At 51.6% G+C, this 18,375-nt stretch carries 13 protein-coding genes; 2 read left to right on the forward strand and 11 right to left on the reverse strand.

The genetic code is table 11. From position 1 onward, the window contains the following. Position 1: 1 nt before the first annotated feature. Together K3T83_RS10435 and K3T83_RS10440 are read right to left on the reverse strand one after the other, a co-directional pair. Positions 2–415, reverse strand: a complete 414-nt coding sequence (locus tag K3T83_RS10435) for a DUF2203 domain-containing protein (RefSeq protein ID WP_220202910.1) — start codon at positions 413–415, stop codon at positions 2–4. A gap of 287 nt (positions 416–702) precedes the next feature. After that, positions 703–2,670, reverse strand: coding sequence for a hypothetical protein (locus tag K3T83_RS10440; protein WP_220202911.1), 1,968 nt, complete (start codon positions 2,668–2,670; stop codon positions 703–705). Between the two features lie 300 nt (positions 2,671–2,970). Here K3T83_RS10440 and K3T83_RS10445 point away from each other — a divergent pair, with 300 nt between their 5' ends. Then, complete coding sequence (locus K3T83_RS10445) at positions 2,971–3,579, forward strand: sulfite oxidase-like oxidoreductase (protein WP_220202912.1); 609 nt, start codon at positions 2,971–2,973, stop codon at positions 3,577–3,579. A 57-nt stretch (positions 3,580–3,636) separates the two neighbouring features. Here the strand turns inward: K3T83_RS10445 and K3T83_RS10450 are convergent, their stop codons facing one another. The 6 genes from K3T83_RS10450 to K3T83_RS10475 form a co-directional block, all read right to left on the reverse strand. Beyond that, the gene (locus K3T83_RS10450; protein ID WP_220202913.1) at positions 3,637–3,858 is read right to left on the reverse strand and encodes an AbrB/MazE/SpoVT family DNA-binding domain-containing protein; all 222 of its coding nucleotides are present in this window, start codon (positions 3,856–3,858) and stop codon (positions 3,637–3,639) included. A 92-nt stretch (positions 3,859–3,950) separates the two neighbouring features. Further along, complete coding sequence (locus K3T83_RS10455; protein WP_220202914.1) at positions 3,951–4,565, reverse strand: DUF488 domain-containing protein; 615 nt, start codon at positions 4,563–4,565, stop codon at positions 3,951–3,953. 255 nt (positions 4,566–4,820) lie between these two features. Continuing rightward, positions 4,821–6,269, reverse strand: coding sequence for a SpoVR family protein (locus K3T83_RS10460; RefSeq protein WP_220202915.1), 1,449 nt, complete (start codon positions 6,267–6,269; stop codon positions 4,821–4,823). A gap of 15 nt (positions 6,270–6,284) precedes the next feature. Further along, the gene (gene yhbH / locus K3T83_RS10465; protein ID WP_220202916.1) at positions 6,285–7,430 is read right to left on the reverse strand and encodes a sporulation protein YhbH; all 1,146 of its coding nucleotides are present in this window, start codon (positions 7,428–7,430) and stop codon (positions 6,285–6,287) included. Positions 7,431–7,583: 153 nt separating this feature from the next. Then, positions 7,584–9,479: a PrkA family serine protein kinase gene (locus tag K3T83_RS10470; protein ID WP_220202917.1), complete on the reverse strand. Its 1,896-nt coding sequence runs from the start codon at positions 9,477–9,479 to the stop codon at positions 7,584–7,586. Positions 9,480–10,285: 806 nt separating this feature from the next. Then, positions 10,286–11,119: an SAM hydrolase/SAM-dependent halogenase family protein gene (locus K3T83_RS10475; protein ID WP_220202918.1), complete on the reverse strand. Its 834-nt coding sequence runs from the start codon at positions 11,117–11,119 to the stop codon at positions 10,286–10,288. Positions 11,120–11,495: 376 nt separating this feature from the next. On the opposite strand from K3T83_RS10475, the gene K3T83_RS10480 reads away from it, so the two are divergent. Further along, on the forward strand, positions 11,496–13,712 hold the full coding sequence (locus K3T83_RS10480; protein ID WP_220202919.1) for a hypothetical protein: 2,217 nt from the start codon (positions 11,496–11,498) through the stop codon (positions 13,710–13,712). Between the two features lie 55 nt (positions 13,713–13,767). Here K3T83_RS10480 and murA read toward each other — a convergent pair whose 3' ends face one another. The 3 genes from murA to K3T83_RS10495 form a co-directional block, all read right to left on the reverse strand. Continuing rightward, positions 13,768–15,108 carry a UDP-N-acetylglucosamine 1-carboxyvinyltransferase gene (gene murA, locus K3T83_RS10485; RefSeq protein WP_220202920.1) on the reverse strand — a complete coding sequence of 447 codons (1,341 nt, stop codon included), beginning with the start codon at positions 15,106–15,108 and terminating at the stop codon, positions 13,768–13,770. 1 nt (position 15,109) lies between these two features. Further along, a complete protein-coding gene (locus tag K3T83_RS10490) occupies positions 15,110–16,657 on the reverse strand; it encodes a phytoene desaturase family protein (protein ID WP_220202921.1) in 1,548 nt (515 codons plus the stop codon). Between the two features lie 155 nt (positions 16,658–16,812). Continuing rightward, on the reverse strand, positions 16,813–18,336 hold the full coding sequence (locus K3T83_RS10495) for an FHA domain-containing protein (protein ID WP_220202922.1): 1,524 nt from the start codon (positions 18,334–18,336) through the stop codon (positions 16,813–16,815). Between the last annotated feature and the right edge of the window lie 39 nt (positions 18,337–18,375).

Consider the following 18,375-nt stretch of genomic DNA (forward strand, 5'->3'; position numbering starts at 1 on the left):
CTCAATCTAATGGCTGGCGACCAGCAAAGCCCGTATGCAGATAATGCCAGAACGCGACGCTCTGCTCACCAAGCTTCCAGCACAAATAGACCTCTTCCCCATCGCGCAGGCTGAGAAAATCAATCAGCCCAATCGCGGGATCTTTCAACTCGCACCCAAAAGGTTCTAGCTCCTCCAAGGCGTCGCGCAATTGCTGCATTGAGGCAGCGACATCTTGTTGCAAGCGCAAGATTCGCTCATATAAATGGTGTCCATTACCCATCGCTTGCGCCTGAATTTCCTCCAACTCAGTTTTCAGCGCCAGCACGTTTCTATGGCTCTCCTGAATTTTATACAACACGACGGTAATTTCCGGTAAAAGAGCTTCTGCCTCTTCTCGCGTAAAATAGTGAGCCATCTCCCTGTCAGCCTCCATAGCCGTACACCTATCTAGCGCTATTGTCTGTAACAGCCAGCTTGCGCCAATCTCATCTTATGCCACAAATCAACTGTATAAAAGAGAGTTGCACAACACTGTTCCCGGTCATTATACACCACATTCGAGCAAGACGAAAACATTGTTGATAGAGAGGGGAAGCTCTACCTGTAGAGCTTTCATAGAGAGGAAAGAGAGCATACTCACCAGGAACGTTATGTACCCGGTGAGTAAACAAGCGTTCAGAATACTTACTTTTTAATATACTCTTTCTGGATCACCTTACATTAAGGCTTCGGCTTTGTCGTTGCCGTTGGCGTGATGGCAGGTGTAGCACCAGGCGTCGGCGTGCCTGAAGGCACAGGTGTTGTACCACCAAGATTGATGCTCGTATCATCAAAAGACTGGAAATTGACGACCGAGTTACTGGAAGTCTGGAATGTTCCTGTCACCGTATCGCCGGACTGCACCAATGGAAGTTTTGGTGAGAGCGAAAGATTGGCGGTAAAGATGTTCTTCTGCCCCTCGATTTGCAGGTAATAGACGGTGCTCCCTCCCTGCTGAACCGAGGAGATGCGCAAGACCTTCCCGGTAACGGTCTGCTGCCCGCCACTGGTCACTCCCCCACCTGTGCCTTGTTGCGTTAACCACTGCTGATAATCCTGCAAAGCCTGAGTTAGCGAGGTATCAAACTGCACATTGCTCCCATTCAAGTTCCTGGCGTCCACCAAGCCCACCGCCTGGAAGATACCGCTCACGGTCTCGCTGGTTCTGCTTCCGCTATCGCTGGGAGAGCCGGTACTCTGCACATAAATGGCAACCCAGGTCGGCGTATTATAGATCTGGTAGAGCTGCACGCTGGAAACATCGTAGTTGCGGATGTTGGAGCGCGTTGATTTGAAGGTGCTGACAACATTATCGCCAATACCGATGCCAGCCAGCGGATAGAAATCAGCCTCGTTCTTGTAGGTGTTGAAGAGGAACACGCCTGTACTTGAGTTATTGTTGGACGAAGAGGAGGTCATGGGAATCAACCACACCGGCTGATCGACGCGATTATAGAGCAATTCGGGATCGCTAGCCGGTGTCTCCTGTCCCAGACCAGAAGGATTGAACCAGGGGGCGGCATGATAGAGACCCCACCATTGCAGGTATTGCGAGACGGTCGAGGCGGGCATCACGCGATCAACCCACTTTGGCACGCCCTGTGGCGCGTATTTTGTAATGACGCCGGTATGTGCATCAACAATCAACACATCGCTCAGCACATCACCAACATAGCCGCGAATAGGCTGCATCAAGGAAACCGTCCAATATGGATGGTAGTTATCGTCCACCTCCAGCGTAGGATCAAGCAGGCGACCATTGGTATATCCGCTCAGGTAGACATGACGCAAGAGATCTTGATTGAGCAGCGCGCCTGGCAGAAAACGCAGCGAGGTTCCCGCCTGTGTGTCTTCGGTGCGCAACTGTGGCACCGCCTGGGGATTCTCAGCATCCACCACGACAAACCCGGGCGTCGTAGGATTGGAGAGATTCACAAAGATATTGTTATATGAAAGCGGAGCAACATAATAGAGATGACCTTTGATCGACTGCAACGTGTAGCTATCAGGGTCAAGCCCGTAAGCAGAGCCGAGGTTTTGTCCATTGGAGCCAAGCACTTGCTGTCCCTTATAGGCCGCCACACCCTTGCTGACAAGCACAATATGATTGGCGTCGGTTGGCGGCAGCACCGCAGATTTCTGTATCCTGACATTGGGAATAGCCGCCAGTGCCTTTGCATTGATATCAAACCATGTGGAAAAAATGGTGATCAACAACGGAGCGACAATACCCACCAGACCAGCAATAATCAGGCCAAAGATGGCTGCGGCGACGGCCCCACGTGAGAAATCACGCGGCATACTCTGCTCAGAACCGCCAACAGTGCGAAAGCGTCCGCTCTGTGCTGCCGCCGAAACATCCTCCAACATCCCCACCGCAGGACGAGCAAAGGCAAACAGATTCGCAATGCAGCTAATGATGAGGGGCCAGACCAGCCATTGCCATCCCCAGAACGGTCCGGTTAAAGCTGGCAGAGAGAGATACAGGATGAGCAGACAGAAGAGGTAGTTAAAGATGAAGTAACGGAGCAGCCAGGGGAAAAACTTCCGCCGATCAAATTTTTCGCGGCGGCCAAAGGCGAGCCGTCCAATGGCAAGCACAATCATCACGGCAACAGCACCGATCAGAGCCAGCAGAAAGATAACCATGACAATAACTCCCATTAAAGGTGTAACATAATGATCTTAGAGTGAGTCATATACAATATACGCTAAAAATAGGCATCAGGGTATAGAAGATCGCCTATTCCACAACTCACATTGCGATATTCCCAGTAAGGAGAGATATGGGAATATCTCTCCTCTATCTATGCGTTTAGGAAGGTATCTGGTGAGTAATTTTCACAGTAGAATAAAAAGCAACTCTTCAGCATATACCTTCACAGCCTATTGTCACCTTACGACGCAGACAAACATACATGAGACTCTCTCTTAATAAAGGAGCGCGCAATGCATTTATTCGGGAAAAAATCAGCCAATCATGATGAGAAACGTGCGGATGGACTGGATCGCCTCCCGCCCGGCCAATACCTGACGGCCAAATGGCCCGTATTGAGCTATGAGCGAACGCCGAAAGAGCTGCCGCCGGACTGGAAGCTCAAGATCAAGGGACAGGTAGAGAATCCGTTTGAGTTGACGTGGGAAGAGTTTTTGCAACTTCCACGTACCACATTGAAGGCCGATATTCATTGTGTGACGACGTGGAGCCGCTACGACAACATCTGGGAAGGTGTCCATATCCGCGAGATCTTACAACGCGCAAAGCCACTCTCAACAGCAAAGTTCGTCATGGCCCACTCGTGGACGGGCTATACAACCAACATCCCGCTCGAAAATCTTGACGACGACGATGTAATGATTGTTATTAAACACGACGGACAGGATCTCGAACTGGAGCATGGCGGCCCCGTACGTCTGTTGATTCCGAAGCTCTACTTCTATAAGAGCGCAAAATGGCTTTACGGCTTAGAATTTATGGCCAATGATCGTCCCGGCTTCTGGGAACAGCGCGGCTATAGCAATAGCGCCAATCCCTGGAAAGAGGAACGTTACTGGTAGGTGTGGTTGGAGCGCGTCGCACGCTTTCCAGAGAATGTAACGCGCTCCCGCTGCCTTTTAACTGGGGACATGAGCTACATTTTGACAATACTGAGCAAGCGTTTGATATACGACCCGCACATGACAAAAACTGGCTGGAACTCTGGTCAGCACAATCCGCTCGCCCTCTACCTCAATAGCCAGCTCCTCGCCCGCATGCAGATGTAACGCCTTAATCACAGAAGCAGGCAATGTCAAGACGATTGTATCACCGAGTTCACCTAATGTCGTTATTTGCATTTGATTACTCCTAAACAGCATTGCAGCATAAAAAAAGTACAGAGGAACCAGTAAACAAAACAATCATCAACAAAAGTTTATCAATTTCAAGACTATACGAAGTCAGAGAAACCAACCTGAGAGTTGGAGATAGCAGCGCTCCTCGTCCTGCGCACGCAAGCGCCACCAGCGAGCCAGAGAGACACGTACCAGCGTTTGAGCAGGAATCGTTGCAATCGGCTCGACAAAACCAACATATTGATCGCCTTTTGCGTTTTGCATTCTCCCGTTTCATCGATATGGGCTACTGTGATGCCCTGCTCAAATAGCGTATTGCCGATCAGCTTGCTGCGATGACACTCCTGCGGCTTCGCTTCGGCACACAGGAGAGCGACACACAACTGCTTCTCCCAGGCGGTACGGAGACGCTGAATGCCTTGCAGATAGAATGCCTTCGTCCCGACTATAGCGTAATCTACCCGCCCATCCACATAACACGTTTTATCTTCTGGTCGCCCACCCAGTAGATTGCCCATAAAAACGTAACCGATATTTTGTTGCTCTAAGCGCGCTTCAAGCGTTTTCTTCGCAAAGTCTGGGCTGTAACGAGAGTAGGGTTGAGAACGGACATCGATAATATATTCGATGTGATAGCGCAGTAATAGAGCAATAAATTCATCAACTGAACGATTACCATAACCAATCGTGTAGATAGGAACATGCTTCATAGAACTCTCCAAAGGACAAGCATGCAATATATATGCATTGTCCTATACAGCACAAAAGCTGTGATTGATTGACCCTAGTATATCGAATAAGAACATTTGCGTCAATTCCTATAAATTACTATCTTTTACATCACAAATGCATCACAGACTCATCCTTTTTAACTACTCGCCTCTGGCTATTTACTCACTATGTGGGCAACAAAAAAGAATGGAGACCGCACGTGATCGATCTCCATTCTTTCTGCTACAGAGACGCTATTTTTCCAGCGTACTCTTCGAGTTGCGCTCTCCATCGTAGGTGAGCAAGATACGCTTGTTATCGAACATAGTCTCAAGGTGAACGGGGCGTCCCCAGATCAGATAGACATGTTGCAGCGTCTTCTCGGCATAGGCCAGATCAAGCTCCTGCCCCTCATACAAGTGTTTGATATAGAGTTCGCGGTTCCCTCGATAGTCGCCATTCTCCACAACGAGATAGGGATACCCAAAGTTGGTCATATTGCCGACGATCATATCGCGCACTTTACGCCAATCTTTCTCGACAATCACCCACTCGTCGCCCTCTTTCTTGTAGAGATAGAGGTCGAGATCCTTGATCAGATCTTCGGTCAGGTAGTTCCGCAAGAATGAGACATCATTCTCCATCTCACGAATCTCGAAGAGCTTCTCGCGCCCACGCCCTGGCTTACGCCCAAGCCGCTCCCGCTCCTCCGTCGTGGGACTATCCCAACGGCGCTCAATATCTTCCAGCATCTTGAAGCCGATGTAATAGGGATTGAGCGAGGTACGCGATGGGGAGAGAACACCTGAATGCAATTGGGCAAACTCAAGCATTTCAGCGTCCGTAATTACGCCTCGTTCCGCCAATTCTCGCATTATACGCGAGTGCCAAAGAGATGCCCAACCCTCGTTCATAGTCTTAGTTTGCATCTGTGGCACAAAGTACAGCATTTCGGACCGTACGATTTCGAGGATGTCACGTTGCCAGTCTTGCAGATGCGGGGCGTGATGCATCAAGAAGAGCAGAATATCTTTCTCAGGTTTTTCCGGGAACTTAGGCGGCCTGATATGGTGTAGATCGCGCTCCTCCTCGGCCCTTTGCTGGCGCTGATCCAGGTTCCACAGATCGTCATATTCGGTGGCTCGCTCCTTGAACTTCTCCTCTTTCTGCGGCTCATCCTCACGTAGCAACAGGTTGTAGTCCACGTGTTCCTGAATGGAAAGGGCCGCATCGAGGAAATGCTCTACCGCATCCTTGCCATGATCGAACTCGTATTTGGCGATACGGTCCGCATGCACGCTGACCTTATCGATCATGCGGCGCGAGGTATGCTGAAAGTAGGCGTTGTTCTTGAAGAAATCGGTATGACCAAAAACATGCGCTGCCACAAAGGTATTTTGCAGCAGGTTGTTCATCTCCATCAGGAAGGCATAGCTGGGATTGGTGTTTACCACCATCTCATAAATCTTGCTCAATCCGAAGTCATACTGCATCTTCTGCCGATAGTATGCCTTGCCGAAAGTCCAATGGCTGAAACGGCCAGGCAGACCATAGGAGGCAAACTCATACATGATGGACGCGGGCACCAGCTCAAAATGAGTGGGGAATGGATCGAGGCCGAACTTGCGGGCTTCCTCCCAGGCCGCATCGATGCCGTCACGCAACCGCTCAATATCGGGATTAGAACCATCAAGTGTTGTCATATAGGAAGCTCCTGACTATCTAACCGGAACAGCATCGCCACGTTGAGCAAAGAATTTGCGCAGAGCTGGATACACCTCTTTCTTATCGGAAATGGTCACTGCAATAAACTTCTTGTCGGTAATCTTGTTATACGCCGACATCAGCGTGCTGGGCGAGCGATAATGGCCCTCACGGATCTCGCCATAGCCAAAGATGTTACATAGCTCCATCAGCTTATTCACAAGCTGCACGCAGCGATCATTGTCCCAGGGCAGGTTATCTCCATCGGAGAAGTGAAAGGGATAGATGTTCCAGTCATACGGATTGTAGCGCTCCTGAATGACCTGCAAGGCCAGTTCGTACGCAGACGATACCTGTGTACCACCGCTCTCGCCCTTATGGAAGAATTCCTCTTCAGTCACTTCTTTCGCTTCGGTATGATGGCTGATGAACACGATATGCACATTGTTATATTTCGTACGCAAGAAGCGCACCATCCAGAAGTAGAAGCTTCTTGCAATGTACTTCTCGAATTCACCCATACTGCCCGAAACATCCATCATAGCAATTACAACCGCATTGGACTGATACTTGATGGTTGGCTCCCAGACCTTGAAGCGCAAATCCTCATTTTTGATATCTTTGAAGCGAGCCTCACCTCTAGCCGCGTTGCGCTTCATATTTTCCATGATCGTGCGCTTTTTATCGAGGTTGGTCATCGGCCCCTTTTTGCGCACATCGGTAAAGCGCACCGCCTCGGTCTCCATCTCCTGCTGGCGCTTCTGTTCGAGGTTAGGTAGGGAGAGATCCTCGAAGATCATCGCGGCCAGCTCTTCCATCGTGATCTCGGCCTCATAATAATCATAGCCAGCTTCTTTGCCGGCATCGCCCTTTTTCCCTTTGCCCTGTCGGGGTTCCTGGGCCACGACATCACCAACCTTGCTCTTACCATTGCCCTGTCCGGCGTGCGTCTGGCGGCCCGGATCGTAGCGGAAGCGATACTCTTCGAGGGAGCGAATGGGAACGCGGACCATCTTTTTGCCATCGGAGAGAATAATGCTTTCCTCGCTGACAATCTCACCCAGGTTCTTCTTGACTGCCTCGCGGATCTTCTCTTTGTGGCGCTCCTGGTCAACCTGCCCCTTGCGGTGCAACGACCAATCGTGCTGTGAGACAGACATAACACTTCTCCTTCATATATGCCAAAACGGGGATGTGGATACCTGTGCAGCCATCCTCGTTGGAAGGACGTTGATCGATCTCAGGATACTTCACCGAGGTTCCCGTGAGGGAAACCCCGGTGGAGCAAACCTGAATCTGGTATCTGCCAACAACTAACGGTTCAAGAGGCTGCCCGTGTAGCGGAGAATTTCGTTCGCGCACACATGACAGTAGCCATGCTCTGTCATCAAACGATCAACGACTTCATTGATCTTGCGCAGTTGCTCTTTATCAGGAGTACGCGCTGATGTTGTAATCTTCACCACATCGCGCAGATCAGCAAACAGCTTCTTTTCAATCGCTTCTTTGAGGCGCTCGTGGCTGGTGTAATCGAAGGTCTGTCCCTTACGAGCCAGCGACGAGATACGGATCAGAATCTCCTCGCGGAAGGAACGCTTGGCATTCTCAGAGACGCCAATCTGTTCTTCAATGGAGCGCATCAGATGCTCATCTGGCTCCACTTCCTCGTCGGTGATCGGATCACGCAACTTGGTTTTATTGCAATACGCCTCCACGTTATCGAGGTAGTTGTTCAACAACGTGCGAGCCGACTCCTCATAGGAGTAGACGAAGGCGCGCTGCACTTCTTTCCGTGCCAGTTCATCGTATTCTTTACGCGCTTCACTGACAAAGTTCAGATAACGCTCGCGCTCCTCGCGGGTGATGCTGGTATGCTGATCCAGGCCATCGCGCAGCGCACGTAACGCATCAATAGGATTAATGCAGGTAACATTTGGCTTGATGAGTGCGTTGGAAAGACGGTTGATGACGTAGCGAGGCGAGATGCCATCCATGCCCTCGCGCTGTGCCTCATCCTGTAGCTCGCGCACATCCTTCTGCTTGAAATCCTCCATATCCTCGCCATCATAAAGTTTGAGCTTCTTCATCAAGCTCATACCCGCTTTCTTGGACGCTTCCAGACGGGTCAGAATGGCAAAGATACTGGCGATGCGCAGGGTATACGGAGCAATATGGACGTTTTGCAGAGAGCTTTGCTTGAGCAGTTTCTCGTAGATTTTCACCTCATCGGAGACGCGCAGATTATACGGAACCTTTACCAGAATGATGCGGTCTTGCAGCGCTTCCGACTTCTTATTGCCAACGAATGACTGATATTCATGCTCATTGGTATGGCTGACTACCACCTCATCGGCGTAGATCATGCTGAAGCGCCCGGTCTTGATGTTCTGCTCCTGGCTGAGCGTCAGAAGGACGTAGAGGAACTTCTCATCCGTCTTCAACATCTCAACAAATTCCATGATACCGCGATTGGCAATATTCAGTTCGCCATCGAAACGATACGCGCGGGGATCGCTCTCGACGCCAACCTCGCCGATGGTAGAGAGGTCAATGCCACCCACCAGCTCACTGATATCCTGAGACTTAGGATCAGAGGGGGTAAAGGTACCGACGCCGATACGATATTTTTCGCTGAAGGAGATGCGCTTCACCGGGACATCTTCAATACGCCCCTTATACTCATTATCGACCATGTAGCGGCAGTGGGGACAAAGATCACCTTCAATGTAAAGGCCAAACTCTTTTTCAACATCAGCACGCAGCTCATGTGGGATCAAGTGGAGGGGTTCTTCATGCATCGGGCAACCCTTAATCGCATAGATCGCCCCGGCAGGAGTGCGGCTATATGCCTCTAATCCTCGTTTCAGCAGGTAAACAATTGTAGACTTACCGCCGCCAACCGGTCCCATTAGCAGCAGCACGCGTTTACGTACTTCCAAACGCTGAGCGGCAGAGTGGAAGTAGTCAACAATTTGCTGGAGAGGCTTTTCAATACCGAAGATCTCCTGGCTGAAGAATTTATAACGCTGATCACCAGTCCGAGTCGTTTCGACCCCAGCATCCATAATCATATGATAAATGCGCTCATGGGAAAGTTGCGTGACTTCAGGTTTTTTGCCTGCAAACTCGAAGTACTGTGCGAAGTTCCCTTCCCACATGAGTTCTCGCTCACGATCTCTATATTCCTCCAACCGCTTCACCAGATCCATGGTTCACCCTCTCTCTGTTGTAAGACTATGGTGTAAGAAAGCCTCTTGACCTCAAGAATGCCAGGGAAAAAATCCTACACCATTCCTTTAGACAATGCTACAAGTGACAGCCAGGGAAACACACTCCTTGCGCGAATGGAACGAGAAGACAGGGGCGACATTAAGCGACATTAAAAGTGGGAGGGATGGATTATGCACCTCCCGGTTTGCCTACAATGTCCACTGCCATCCAGAACCACCCAAACATCCAGGTGCAATAAGACCGAAAGGGCCAGTTTCTTCCGCGACCTCAACGCGAGAGAACCAGCCCTTATCTACATATCGGAGGATATTCTTCTTGTGACCGATTGCATTTTTTGCCCACACCCATGATCGGGTACGATGGGATAGTGTCGTAAGACGCATCATGCTGATGCTCCTGCAATGTTTCAATCTATCCTTTCTTAACGCTACCACTGGTCATAAAAATGAACCACTGATACGGCTACGTCGCCGCCCCCCACCATCAAAACACTGCCAATCACCCTTGCCCATCTAAAAGGGTATAAGCTCATTATAGCATATTTCTGCCAGGAAGTTAAGTCTATGCCCCCTCAATCTTCCTTCTCTAAGAATTATAATCTCAAGCTTTCAATCTCAAGAACGAGTGAGATAGCAATTGCTCGCTTGCTAGAAGTCGATTGACAGAGCATCTTTTCCTCCTGGAAGATAACTGCCATAGTCATCTATTACTAAGAACGCAGATCATCCATGAAAAGTTACATCCAACCATGCCAATAGGATCAGGCAAAAATGCCCTTTCCGGCCTATGCATTTATCGTTCCAATTATCTTCTCCCCATAGCTCACGTGCAACGTACGCGCTGCGTTCCCATTTCGTATGGCAATACCCACATAGCCCGAACTATCGCCGTAGATAAATGGACGCGCTTCCTGTCCATCACCCCCAGGCACATCGGCAAAGAAGCGACGGCGCTCCGCCACGGCCTGATTGAGAGCTGGGAAGCCAAGCTGTATGGCGTGGCTGGAGAACAGATCAGGGACCAGGCTCAACGGAATATTGGTAATGATATTGCCAAAATTATCGATATGCAACACCTCGGCCTCTATGCGCTCTCCCTGCCGCGCGGCCAGAGAGGGGTCAATATGTACCAGATCTGCCAGTTCCAGCCGTTCCCCCAGTTCTGCAAGAGCGACGCCACCAGCGAGGTGTGCTCCCGCTGGAGCAAAGATATCGCGCCCGTGAAAGGTCGAACTCACCTGCTGCAAGCGATAAGCGGGATTGGCAAGCGTAACTGCCTCATGGAACGTCTGCTCGGCCAGCACGCGGTCAAATAACCCGTTATCAGGCCCCACAAAGATCCAGTCACCCGCCCTGACAGCAATAGGGCGACGCGTACTACCCACGCCCGGATCAACCACGCAGACAAAGACGGTGCCTTTCGGAAAATAGCGATAGCTGGCGGCGAGTATCCAGGCTCCCGAAGACACATTTTGTGGGGCAACATCGTGCGTAATATCCACAATCTGGGCCTCCGGCGTAATCCCCAGCGCCACGCCCTTCATCACTCCCACATCGCCATCGCCAAGCCCAAAATCTGTCATAAAAGCAACAACGGGACGAATTGATGATTGACTCATGCTCAACACTACTCCTGCTTCTCTGAATCTTCTTACATCATCGGGTCATCAATAACACACGTCGATGGTGTGTCTATTATTATGCACACAATCAAGCAGTGATGTCATTGTGGCTTCCGTACGACGGCTCTTCTGCTCACTTATCTGAACAATTGACAGAATTGCGCGCATCACGGGTTACTTCTGTCGCACCCATTATGACATTGCGGGAGATGTATGCTATACTAGCGCCAATAGATAAGACTTAGCTATACGAAAAAGGTACCGTGAAAAATTATAAAGATACGCAGATAGATCATGGGTCAGGCAGCCAGCGACGATGCTGCCGCCCTGTACACTCAATCAACGTGCGTACAGTAACCGGAGTGATGCGGATATGAACATCAGTACTGGTGGACCTCATATTCTACTTTTTGAGCGAGATCAACAATTAGCAGTATTACTTACCAGCGAGTTCCAGCTTGCTGGCTATGAATGCCATACGGCTCGGACAGCCGTGGAAGTATTTGATGCAATCGCTCGTTATCCCATTAAAATTGTGCTTGTCAATGTAGCGCAGGCAGCGGCAGCGCGACGAGAGTTCTGGGTAGCTCTGGATTCGCAGCGGCGAGGGCGCGGCGTCCAGGTATTGACTCTCCGTTGTACGAATATCGCAGGTTATGGGCCGCACGACTCGGAAGACCGCTCGCAGGCTATGGTAGACGTTGAAATTGATGGCATGCTCGGCATTGTCAATCTCATTGATACAGTACGAGCACGAATACCCGGGAATGGTGTCAAAGCTAACACAGGCACAATGCCACGAATGCCCAGGATGGTAACACCAGCACCTCCAGCCCAGATGCCTCCCTCGCCTTCAACTATTTCAAGAACGACGGCCCCTCAATACTCACCATCCTTAAATGCTCTATTTAATACCAGCAGTACTATAGCCCGACCTTCTGCCAATGATACATTATCATCACAGCTGCCCAGGCCGCCCTCTCCGGTCCAATCGCCGCCCAGCACTCCAGCTGCCGCTACGCACATAGCTTCGACCATACCAACATCTCCCTTAGCAGACACGCCATCTGAAGCAATGGGTAGTGGCACATCAACCTATACGGATAAAATACGTGCTGTGCTTTATCCCAATCAACGCGTCTGGACGCCACAGGGAAATGGTACCGTCTCGACGCCACCTGAAAACAGAGCGACTTACGAATCATCCTCTTACGCTCCCTCGCCGCCACCTATGCCCTCAGCACCGGTCGAGGCTACAACATTGCAACGGCTGGCAAACGGACAAATCGGCACAGAGGGACAACAGGAATCGGGGTTAGCGCAACTTTCGCGCATGCTTCAAGAGCGTCAGTCGTCGCAACAACAGGTGACAGACTACCCGATAAGAAATACGTATTCTTACCAGGCTACTGAGCCACGGCAGACCGAGGAACCATCTTTTCCCGCTCCCAATATTCCGCAGAGCACAACCAGTGCAGCAACGATGAACTACGCAGCTCAGGCTCCGGTTCGTCCGATGCCCACTCCTGAGAACCCGGTAGAACCCGTGAGCTATGCCGCACCCGCACCAACTCGGCCTGCGCAAGCTCCAGAACCTCCGGCAACGCCTACAGGTTACGCCTCGCCTGCTCCCGTGCGCCCGGCATATAGTCCAGATATGACGACAGGCACAACTGGCTTTATTACCCATACAACGCCCCCTGCACCAGTTCGGCCAACCCAGGCTCCTGAGCATACAATCATCAGCGCACAGCCATTACGCGCCTCTCCCATTCAGGATATACCGGCTGAGCGTCCTGACAGTGGTCATTCCAACACAGAGGGAGCCAGGCGTACTGAAGCGATTGCACGTGCTGCCTATGGGCAACCACCGCAAACTCCCGCAGCTATACAACCGCTGGCTTCTATTGCAGCACAACCAGCACCACAGCCGATGAAAACTCCACCAGTGTCGGAACCGCCGCTGGTAGAAGAAGGGCAAGCATATATTACCGAAGAGCCTGAAGAGGAGACGCTGCATCAAATTTCAGGCGAACTCGTCAGCAATGAAAAGGTGAAAAACAAGGCCAGCGTTCCAGAAACAACCATCTCTGAAGAGGCGCTCCTGATTTCAGAACTGGGAGCAGAAGTAGATCTGGGGTTGTCTCCCAATAACGCTTTGCTGCTCGACATTATGCAAAGCCTGCCACCTATGCCACCTGCCCCACCACAGCCATCACAGGTGCAACCGCAGGTACTCAACGGCAGGGCAACCCGCACACTCAACAGCGTGCTGCTAGAAGGACATCTCGTTCCCCAGAATCGGCTGGAAGTGGCTCAACGAATACAGCGTATGTTACGTGGTGTGGATTTGAACTATCAACTCGGTGAAATTTTGCTTATGTTTAAGTTACTCACTCCCGATCAACTCCTGGCGGCCAGCCTGGTCAGCTATGGCATGATTACAACGGCACAAATCAGTGCACTCGGTCGTATTCGCCAGGAACTACATGCGATAGGACTTGAATATGACCTGGAAAATCTAGTCATTCTCTTCAGGATTTTAACCCCAGAGCAATTACGGGAGGTTCGCTCAAGCTGGCAAGGATAAATAGAACAAAGAGAGCAGATCGGAGCGTTCCGACCTGCTCTCTTTGTTTCCAGCGCTAAGCGTTTTCCACCTTCTCGATCTTCGCTCCCAGCGCGCGCAGCTTGGCATCAAGTTCCTCATACCCGCGCTCGATATGCTCGATACCATAGACTTCAGAAGTGCCTTCAGCGCACAAGGCAGCTAGAATATATGAGCAACCAGCACGGATATCGGGAATAAAGAGCTTCGTTCCCCTGAGAGGCGTTGGACCCCGCACAACGCAGCTATGCATATGCTCTTTTTCCCGGAAACGGCAGGGAACTTCGCCGAGGCACTTGGTATAAAGGCCAATATGAGCGCCCATCCCTCTCAGGGCACTGGTATAACCAAAACGATCCTCATAAATCGTCTCATGCACCACAGAGATGCCCTCGGCCTGAGTTAACAAGACCGTAAATGGCTGTTGCCAATCGGTCATAAACCCTGGATGGACATCAGTCTCTAACGCGATAGCTGGGGGAGGGCTATCGGTAGCACAGAAGCGAATGCCCTCGTCATCTACCTCAAAGCGCAACTTCATTTTTGACAGAGTATTCAAAAAGGTGAGCAGCGTATCCTGTTGCGCACGTCGCAGATAGACATCGCCCCTTGTGAGATAGGTTGCAATCGCCAGCGAAACGGCCTCGTTGCGGTCGCTCAACAGCGTGTGACCAGCTCCCCGTAAGCGATCCACGCCCTCCACAACGATACGCCGATCCACCTTTAGCTCAATGATCGCTCCCATCTTTTGCAGCAACTTGATCAGATCGATAATTTCCGGCTCGTTTGCGGCATTCTCAATGATCGTCACACCCTTCGCCAGAGAAGCCGTGATCAGAAAGTTCTCCGTCGCCATGACGCTGGGAAAGGGTAGTTTGATCGTTGCACCGTGCAGCCGTTTCGCGCTCGAACAATAATACAGGCCATCGCGCTCAACGATCTTAGCCCCCATCTGTTGCAAGCCCTGAATATGAAAGTCAATCGGGCGAGGTCCGATACGATCGCCGCCCGGACGTGGGATCGAGACCTCACCACAACGATGCAACAACGGCCCGATCGTCATTACCGCAATGCGATTCAGACCGCCAACGGTGGTGGAAATCCTGGTTTCGCCGACCTCTGGCGTGTGGATCGTCAACGTATGATCTTCAAGCTGCACCTGGGAGCCAAGACCCTGGCAGAGCTTGATGGTCAGATCGAGATCGCCGAGCAGCGGCACATTGCGCAATGTGCATTGCTCAGCGGTGAGTAGCGACGCGATCACCATTTTTGTCACAGCATTCTTCGCACCGCTAATAGAGACCTCTCCCCGCAACGGCATACCACCAGTTATCAGGTAGTATGGAGCGGTAGAAACAGGCATATCAACAAGATCCATCTCAACGAACACTCCTCATCTTTTTATCCCCATTCCCCGGAGCCTTCCACAACCACCTCAAAGGATTGAGGCGAGATGGGGGAGAAGCCATATGCTTCATTTGTCGTCGGGTGGTCTTCCCCTGATCCAGTTCATCAAGCAATGCCGCAAAGCGATTGACGCTCTGTGCGACCCCCTCGACCATTAAATAGCCCGATGGTTTGACTGCATCGCCAACCAGATACAGCCCTCGTACAGCTGTCTCTGGCTGCGTATCTTCACCCTGAGCAATTCGATTGACCGGCCACTCCCCACGATAGGTTCCCATTGTCAATACGCGACAGTGGGTATCAAAGGCTTCACCAAAGAGCATGCGTAGATCGGCCAGAGCAAGCGCTCGCTCTTCCTCCACATTGTTACTCTGAATAACCTGGTGGCTAATCAACAGATGTTTGCCAGCAGGCGCGAGAGCCGGATCACTGTTTGTTGGCTGCACAATCCCGGCAATTCGTTGCGTATCCAGGCAATACATGATGCCTCGATGCGGGATCAGCGACACATCGCTCAGCACATGGACCTTCAAGCCCACCGCCTCGTGCAATGCCATCTCTTCTTCTACAGAGTCTTCCCGATCGGCCACTGCCGCTTGCCGCGCAAAGCTGCCTTTCTTCAAGACCTCTGCCTGGGTCACGCGATGCCTATGCAGCAACGCATTCGTAGCACGAGGCCCGATATCGCTGACCACCAGCGGAGCATATAAAACTGCCTCTGCCCCATTTGCTTTCTGACGAACGCGCACGCCAGTAACGCTCTCCTGCTCTTGCAGAATCTCAACCACATCGCAGGAGAGCCGTATCTCGCCCTGTTGCTGGACAATATGGCGCTGCAACTGGCGCGTTATCTCGCCACAGCCGCCCTCCACAATGGCAGGGGCACCGAAGCGCAACATATTTTTTGTCGTCCTGACCACCTCTTCAGTACTGACCTGATGCAATTCAAGGCTAAGGGCAAAGCGCGAGATACGCTCGAAAAATGCCACAAGCTGCGGATTCCGCCTGACATTGATATGCCGCTCCAGCCATAGGTCAAAAGGCAGAACACGCTCGTTGCGAGGAAGAGGTTTGAAGAACATTAAATAACCGATACGAGTAAACCAGAAAAACTGACGCGGCCCCAGGAATTGATAGACGCCCAACAATCCACGCGCACGATAAGACTTACCATGCACATGAAAAGAGCCGAAGACATCAGCGTCGAAGAAATGGTGTGGTATGCGCAAGGCGCGCAACATCTGCGCGAGGACGCCACTGCTGCCGAAGGGAACCATATGGACAGCACCGGTGCTGACCTGAACGCCCTGAAATGTTTTCGCTGTAAAACGCCCTCCACAATGAGGCAAGCGTTCCAGCACAACAACACGTTTTCCCCGTGCGAGTAACTGAGCGCTGCTCAGTAGACCACCCAGACCCGCACCAATCACAATAGCATCAAAATGTTGAGTCGTCTCAGATGGAGAGGCCGTGTCTACGGCCTCCTTTCCATCGCTGGTAGGAAGTTCAGGTTCATGCATGCAAAAGCCCGGTGTCCAATCTGACTATGCAGGCCGATGCTCCCGAAAAAACCTGTCAGGGATGGTAGGAAACGCAGGAAGCAGCCCATCAATCAGCCCACACAAATTTCGGGGGACACAATTGTACGAGCGTGCGTACGTGTCCCCAACAGCACTTATTTATCCTCGCCAATCATGCTGCGCAACAAGCTGTTGCATTCAGCCATAGCATTGAGGACATTCTGATGAATCTGGAAGACCTTATTCAACTCGCGTGCCTTGCGTGCCAGTTTCGTGACATACTCGATATCGCGAGGATTATTCATAACATCTTCCATTAACTGAAGCAGGTCCGCCCAGGCCAACGCCTCGCGACTTCGTGCCACATCAGCAATCGTGTTATCCATCCGTTCGGAGACGCGCCGGATACCAGAACGCAACTGACTGGCCGTCTGGTTCAATTCGGCCTCATGATTGCGCATAGCATCTTGCGTTGCGTTAAACTGTTGCTGAAGGGTCGTAATCTGTCCATCCAGAGAAGAGAGGGCCGCGATCAAGTTCGTGAGATCGGGCAATGAAGGCTGAGACAGACTGGTCAGGCGATTGAAGGTCACGTCGGACGAGCTAGACGCCGAACTACTGCGCTCTGGCGTATACTCCTGATAGACAGGTGGTGGCGGACTGACCGGTTCCACGACAGGAGTAGGTGGTGGTGGCGGTGGTGGTGTCAAAGGCGCGCTGGAAGCAACGGGTGTGTTGACTGGTACGCTGACAGGAACGACAGGAGGTGGAGCGGGTGTGCTGGGAACATCTTCATATGAAGAGCTTACAGGAGCACTCGCAGCCAAAAACCCATTTCCCAGAGAAGCAACAGCAGGCTCTACTGCCAGGGGTGTTGCTGGCACAGGCGGAAACGCAATCGGAGCGGGAGCTGGCTGCTCTTCTTCCGGCACGTCAACCGGGCGTGTGCCAAAATCATCGCTGGAGGGAACCGTCGCCAGATCATCGGGCTGCGTACGGAACGTCTTCTCCTCGTGATCGAAGGGAACCATAACAGTTTGCAACTCTTCCAGACTGGTGGCAGGAGACTCAAAAGCACGGAAGATCAATTCATGCTCACCGATGCCCACATGGTCGCCATCCTGCAAGATGCGCGGAACACCTTCCTCAATCTGTTGCCCATTGACAAAAGTACCATTCGCACTGCGCTCATCGCGCAACAGGTATTGACCATTTTCATAGCGAATGGTTGCATGGCGGCGTGAAGTCAACTTATCTTTCGATAACAATATATCGCTGCTAGGAGCGCGGCCCACGACCACCTCTGACTTATCGAGCGGGTACTCCTGCAACACCTCGCCGCTTTCCGAACGCAATATAAAACGTGCTGGCTGCTCAATGTTGTCACCAGATGCCGGAGCTGCTCCCGCAGAATCAGGGCGACGGGTAGCCTGGTCGTTGCCCGCAGCAACGGTAGCAGAGTCGTCCGATCCCCATCCGCTGGCAGGAGTCGTTCCTCCCTCCTGAGAAACCGCTGCCCCCCAGTTATCAGGAGCCGCCAGCGTCGCATCACCGACGATAGGCTGCGCCTGCTGTTGAGGTGATGCTGAGGGAGTAGCCGAAAGCAGGCGATTGCCACAATTCAAGCAGAAATTATCCCCTGGCCGTGTCTCGGCCCCACAAAAGGGACAGTTACCCATAATAAAAGTTCCTCCCATTTGTACGCGCATAGGCAAGAG

Source organism: Reticulibacter mediterranei (assembly GCF_016587455.1).

Excerpts from the sequence above, each read along its gene's own strand:
- K3T83_RS10450 (WP_220202913.1), bottom strand. The coding sequence starts at position 3,858 with ATGCAAATAACGACATTAGGTGAACTCGGTGATACAATCGTCTTGACA.
- K3T83_RS10475 (WP_220202918.1), bottom strand. The coding sequence starts at position 11,119 with ATGAGTCAATCATCAATTCGTCCCGTTGTTGCTTTTATGACAGATTTT.
- K3T83_RS10470 (WP_220202917.1), bottom strand. The coding sequence starts at position 9,479 with ATGGATCTGGTGAAGCGGTTGGAGGAATATAGAGATCGTGAGCGAGAA.
- K3T83_RS10490 (WP_220202921.1), bottom strand. The coding sequence starts at position 16,657 with ATGCATGAACCTGAACTTCCTACCAGCGATGGAAAGGAGGCCGTAGAC.
- K3T83_RS10495 (WP_220202922.1), bottom strand. The coding sequence starts at position 18,336 with ATGGGTAACTGTCCCTTTTGTGGGGCCGAGACACGGCCAGGGGATAAT.
- K3T83_RS10435 (WP_220202910.1), bottom strand. The coding sequence starts at position 415 with ATGGAGGCTGACAGGGAGATGGCTCACTATTTTACGCGAGAAGAGGCA.
- K3T83_RS10455 (WP_220202914.1), bottom strand. The coding sequence starts at position 4,565 with ATGAAGCATGTTCCTATCTACACGATTGGTTATGGTAATCGTTCAGTT.
- K3T83_RS10460 (WP_220202915.1), bottom strand. The coding sequence starts at position 6,269 with ATGACAACACTTGATGGTTCTAATCCCGATATTGAGCGGTTGCGTGAC.
- K3T83_RS10445 (WP_220202912.1), top strand. The coding sequence starts at position 2,971 with ATGCATTTATTCGGGAAAAAATCAGCCAATCATGATGAGAAACGTGCG.
- K3T83_RS10480 (WP_220202919.1), top strand. The coding sequence starts at position 11,496 with ATGAACATCAGTACTGGTGGACCTCATATTCTACTTTTTGAGCGAGAT.
- murA (WP_220202920.1), bottom strand. The coding sequence starts at position 15,108 with ATGGATCTTGTTGATATGCCTGTTTCTACCGCTCCATACTACCTGATA.
- K3T83_RS10440 (WP_220202911.1), bottom strand. The coding sequence starts at position 2,670 with ATGGTTATCTTTCTGCTGGCTCTGATCGGTGCTGTTGCCGTGATGATT.
- yhbH (WP_220202916.1), bottom strand. The coding sequence starts at position 7,430 with ATGTCTGTCTCACAGCACGATTGGTCGTTGCACCGCAAGGGGCAGGTT.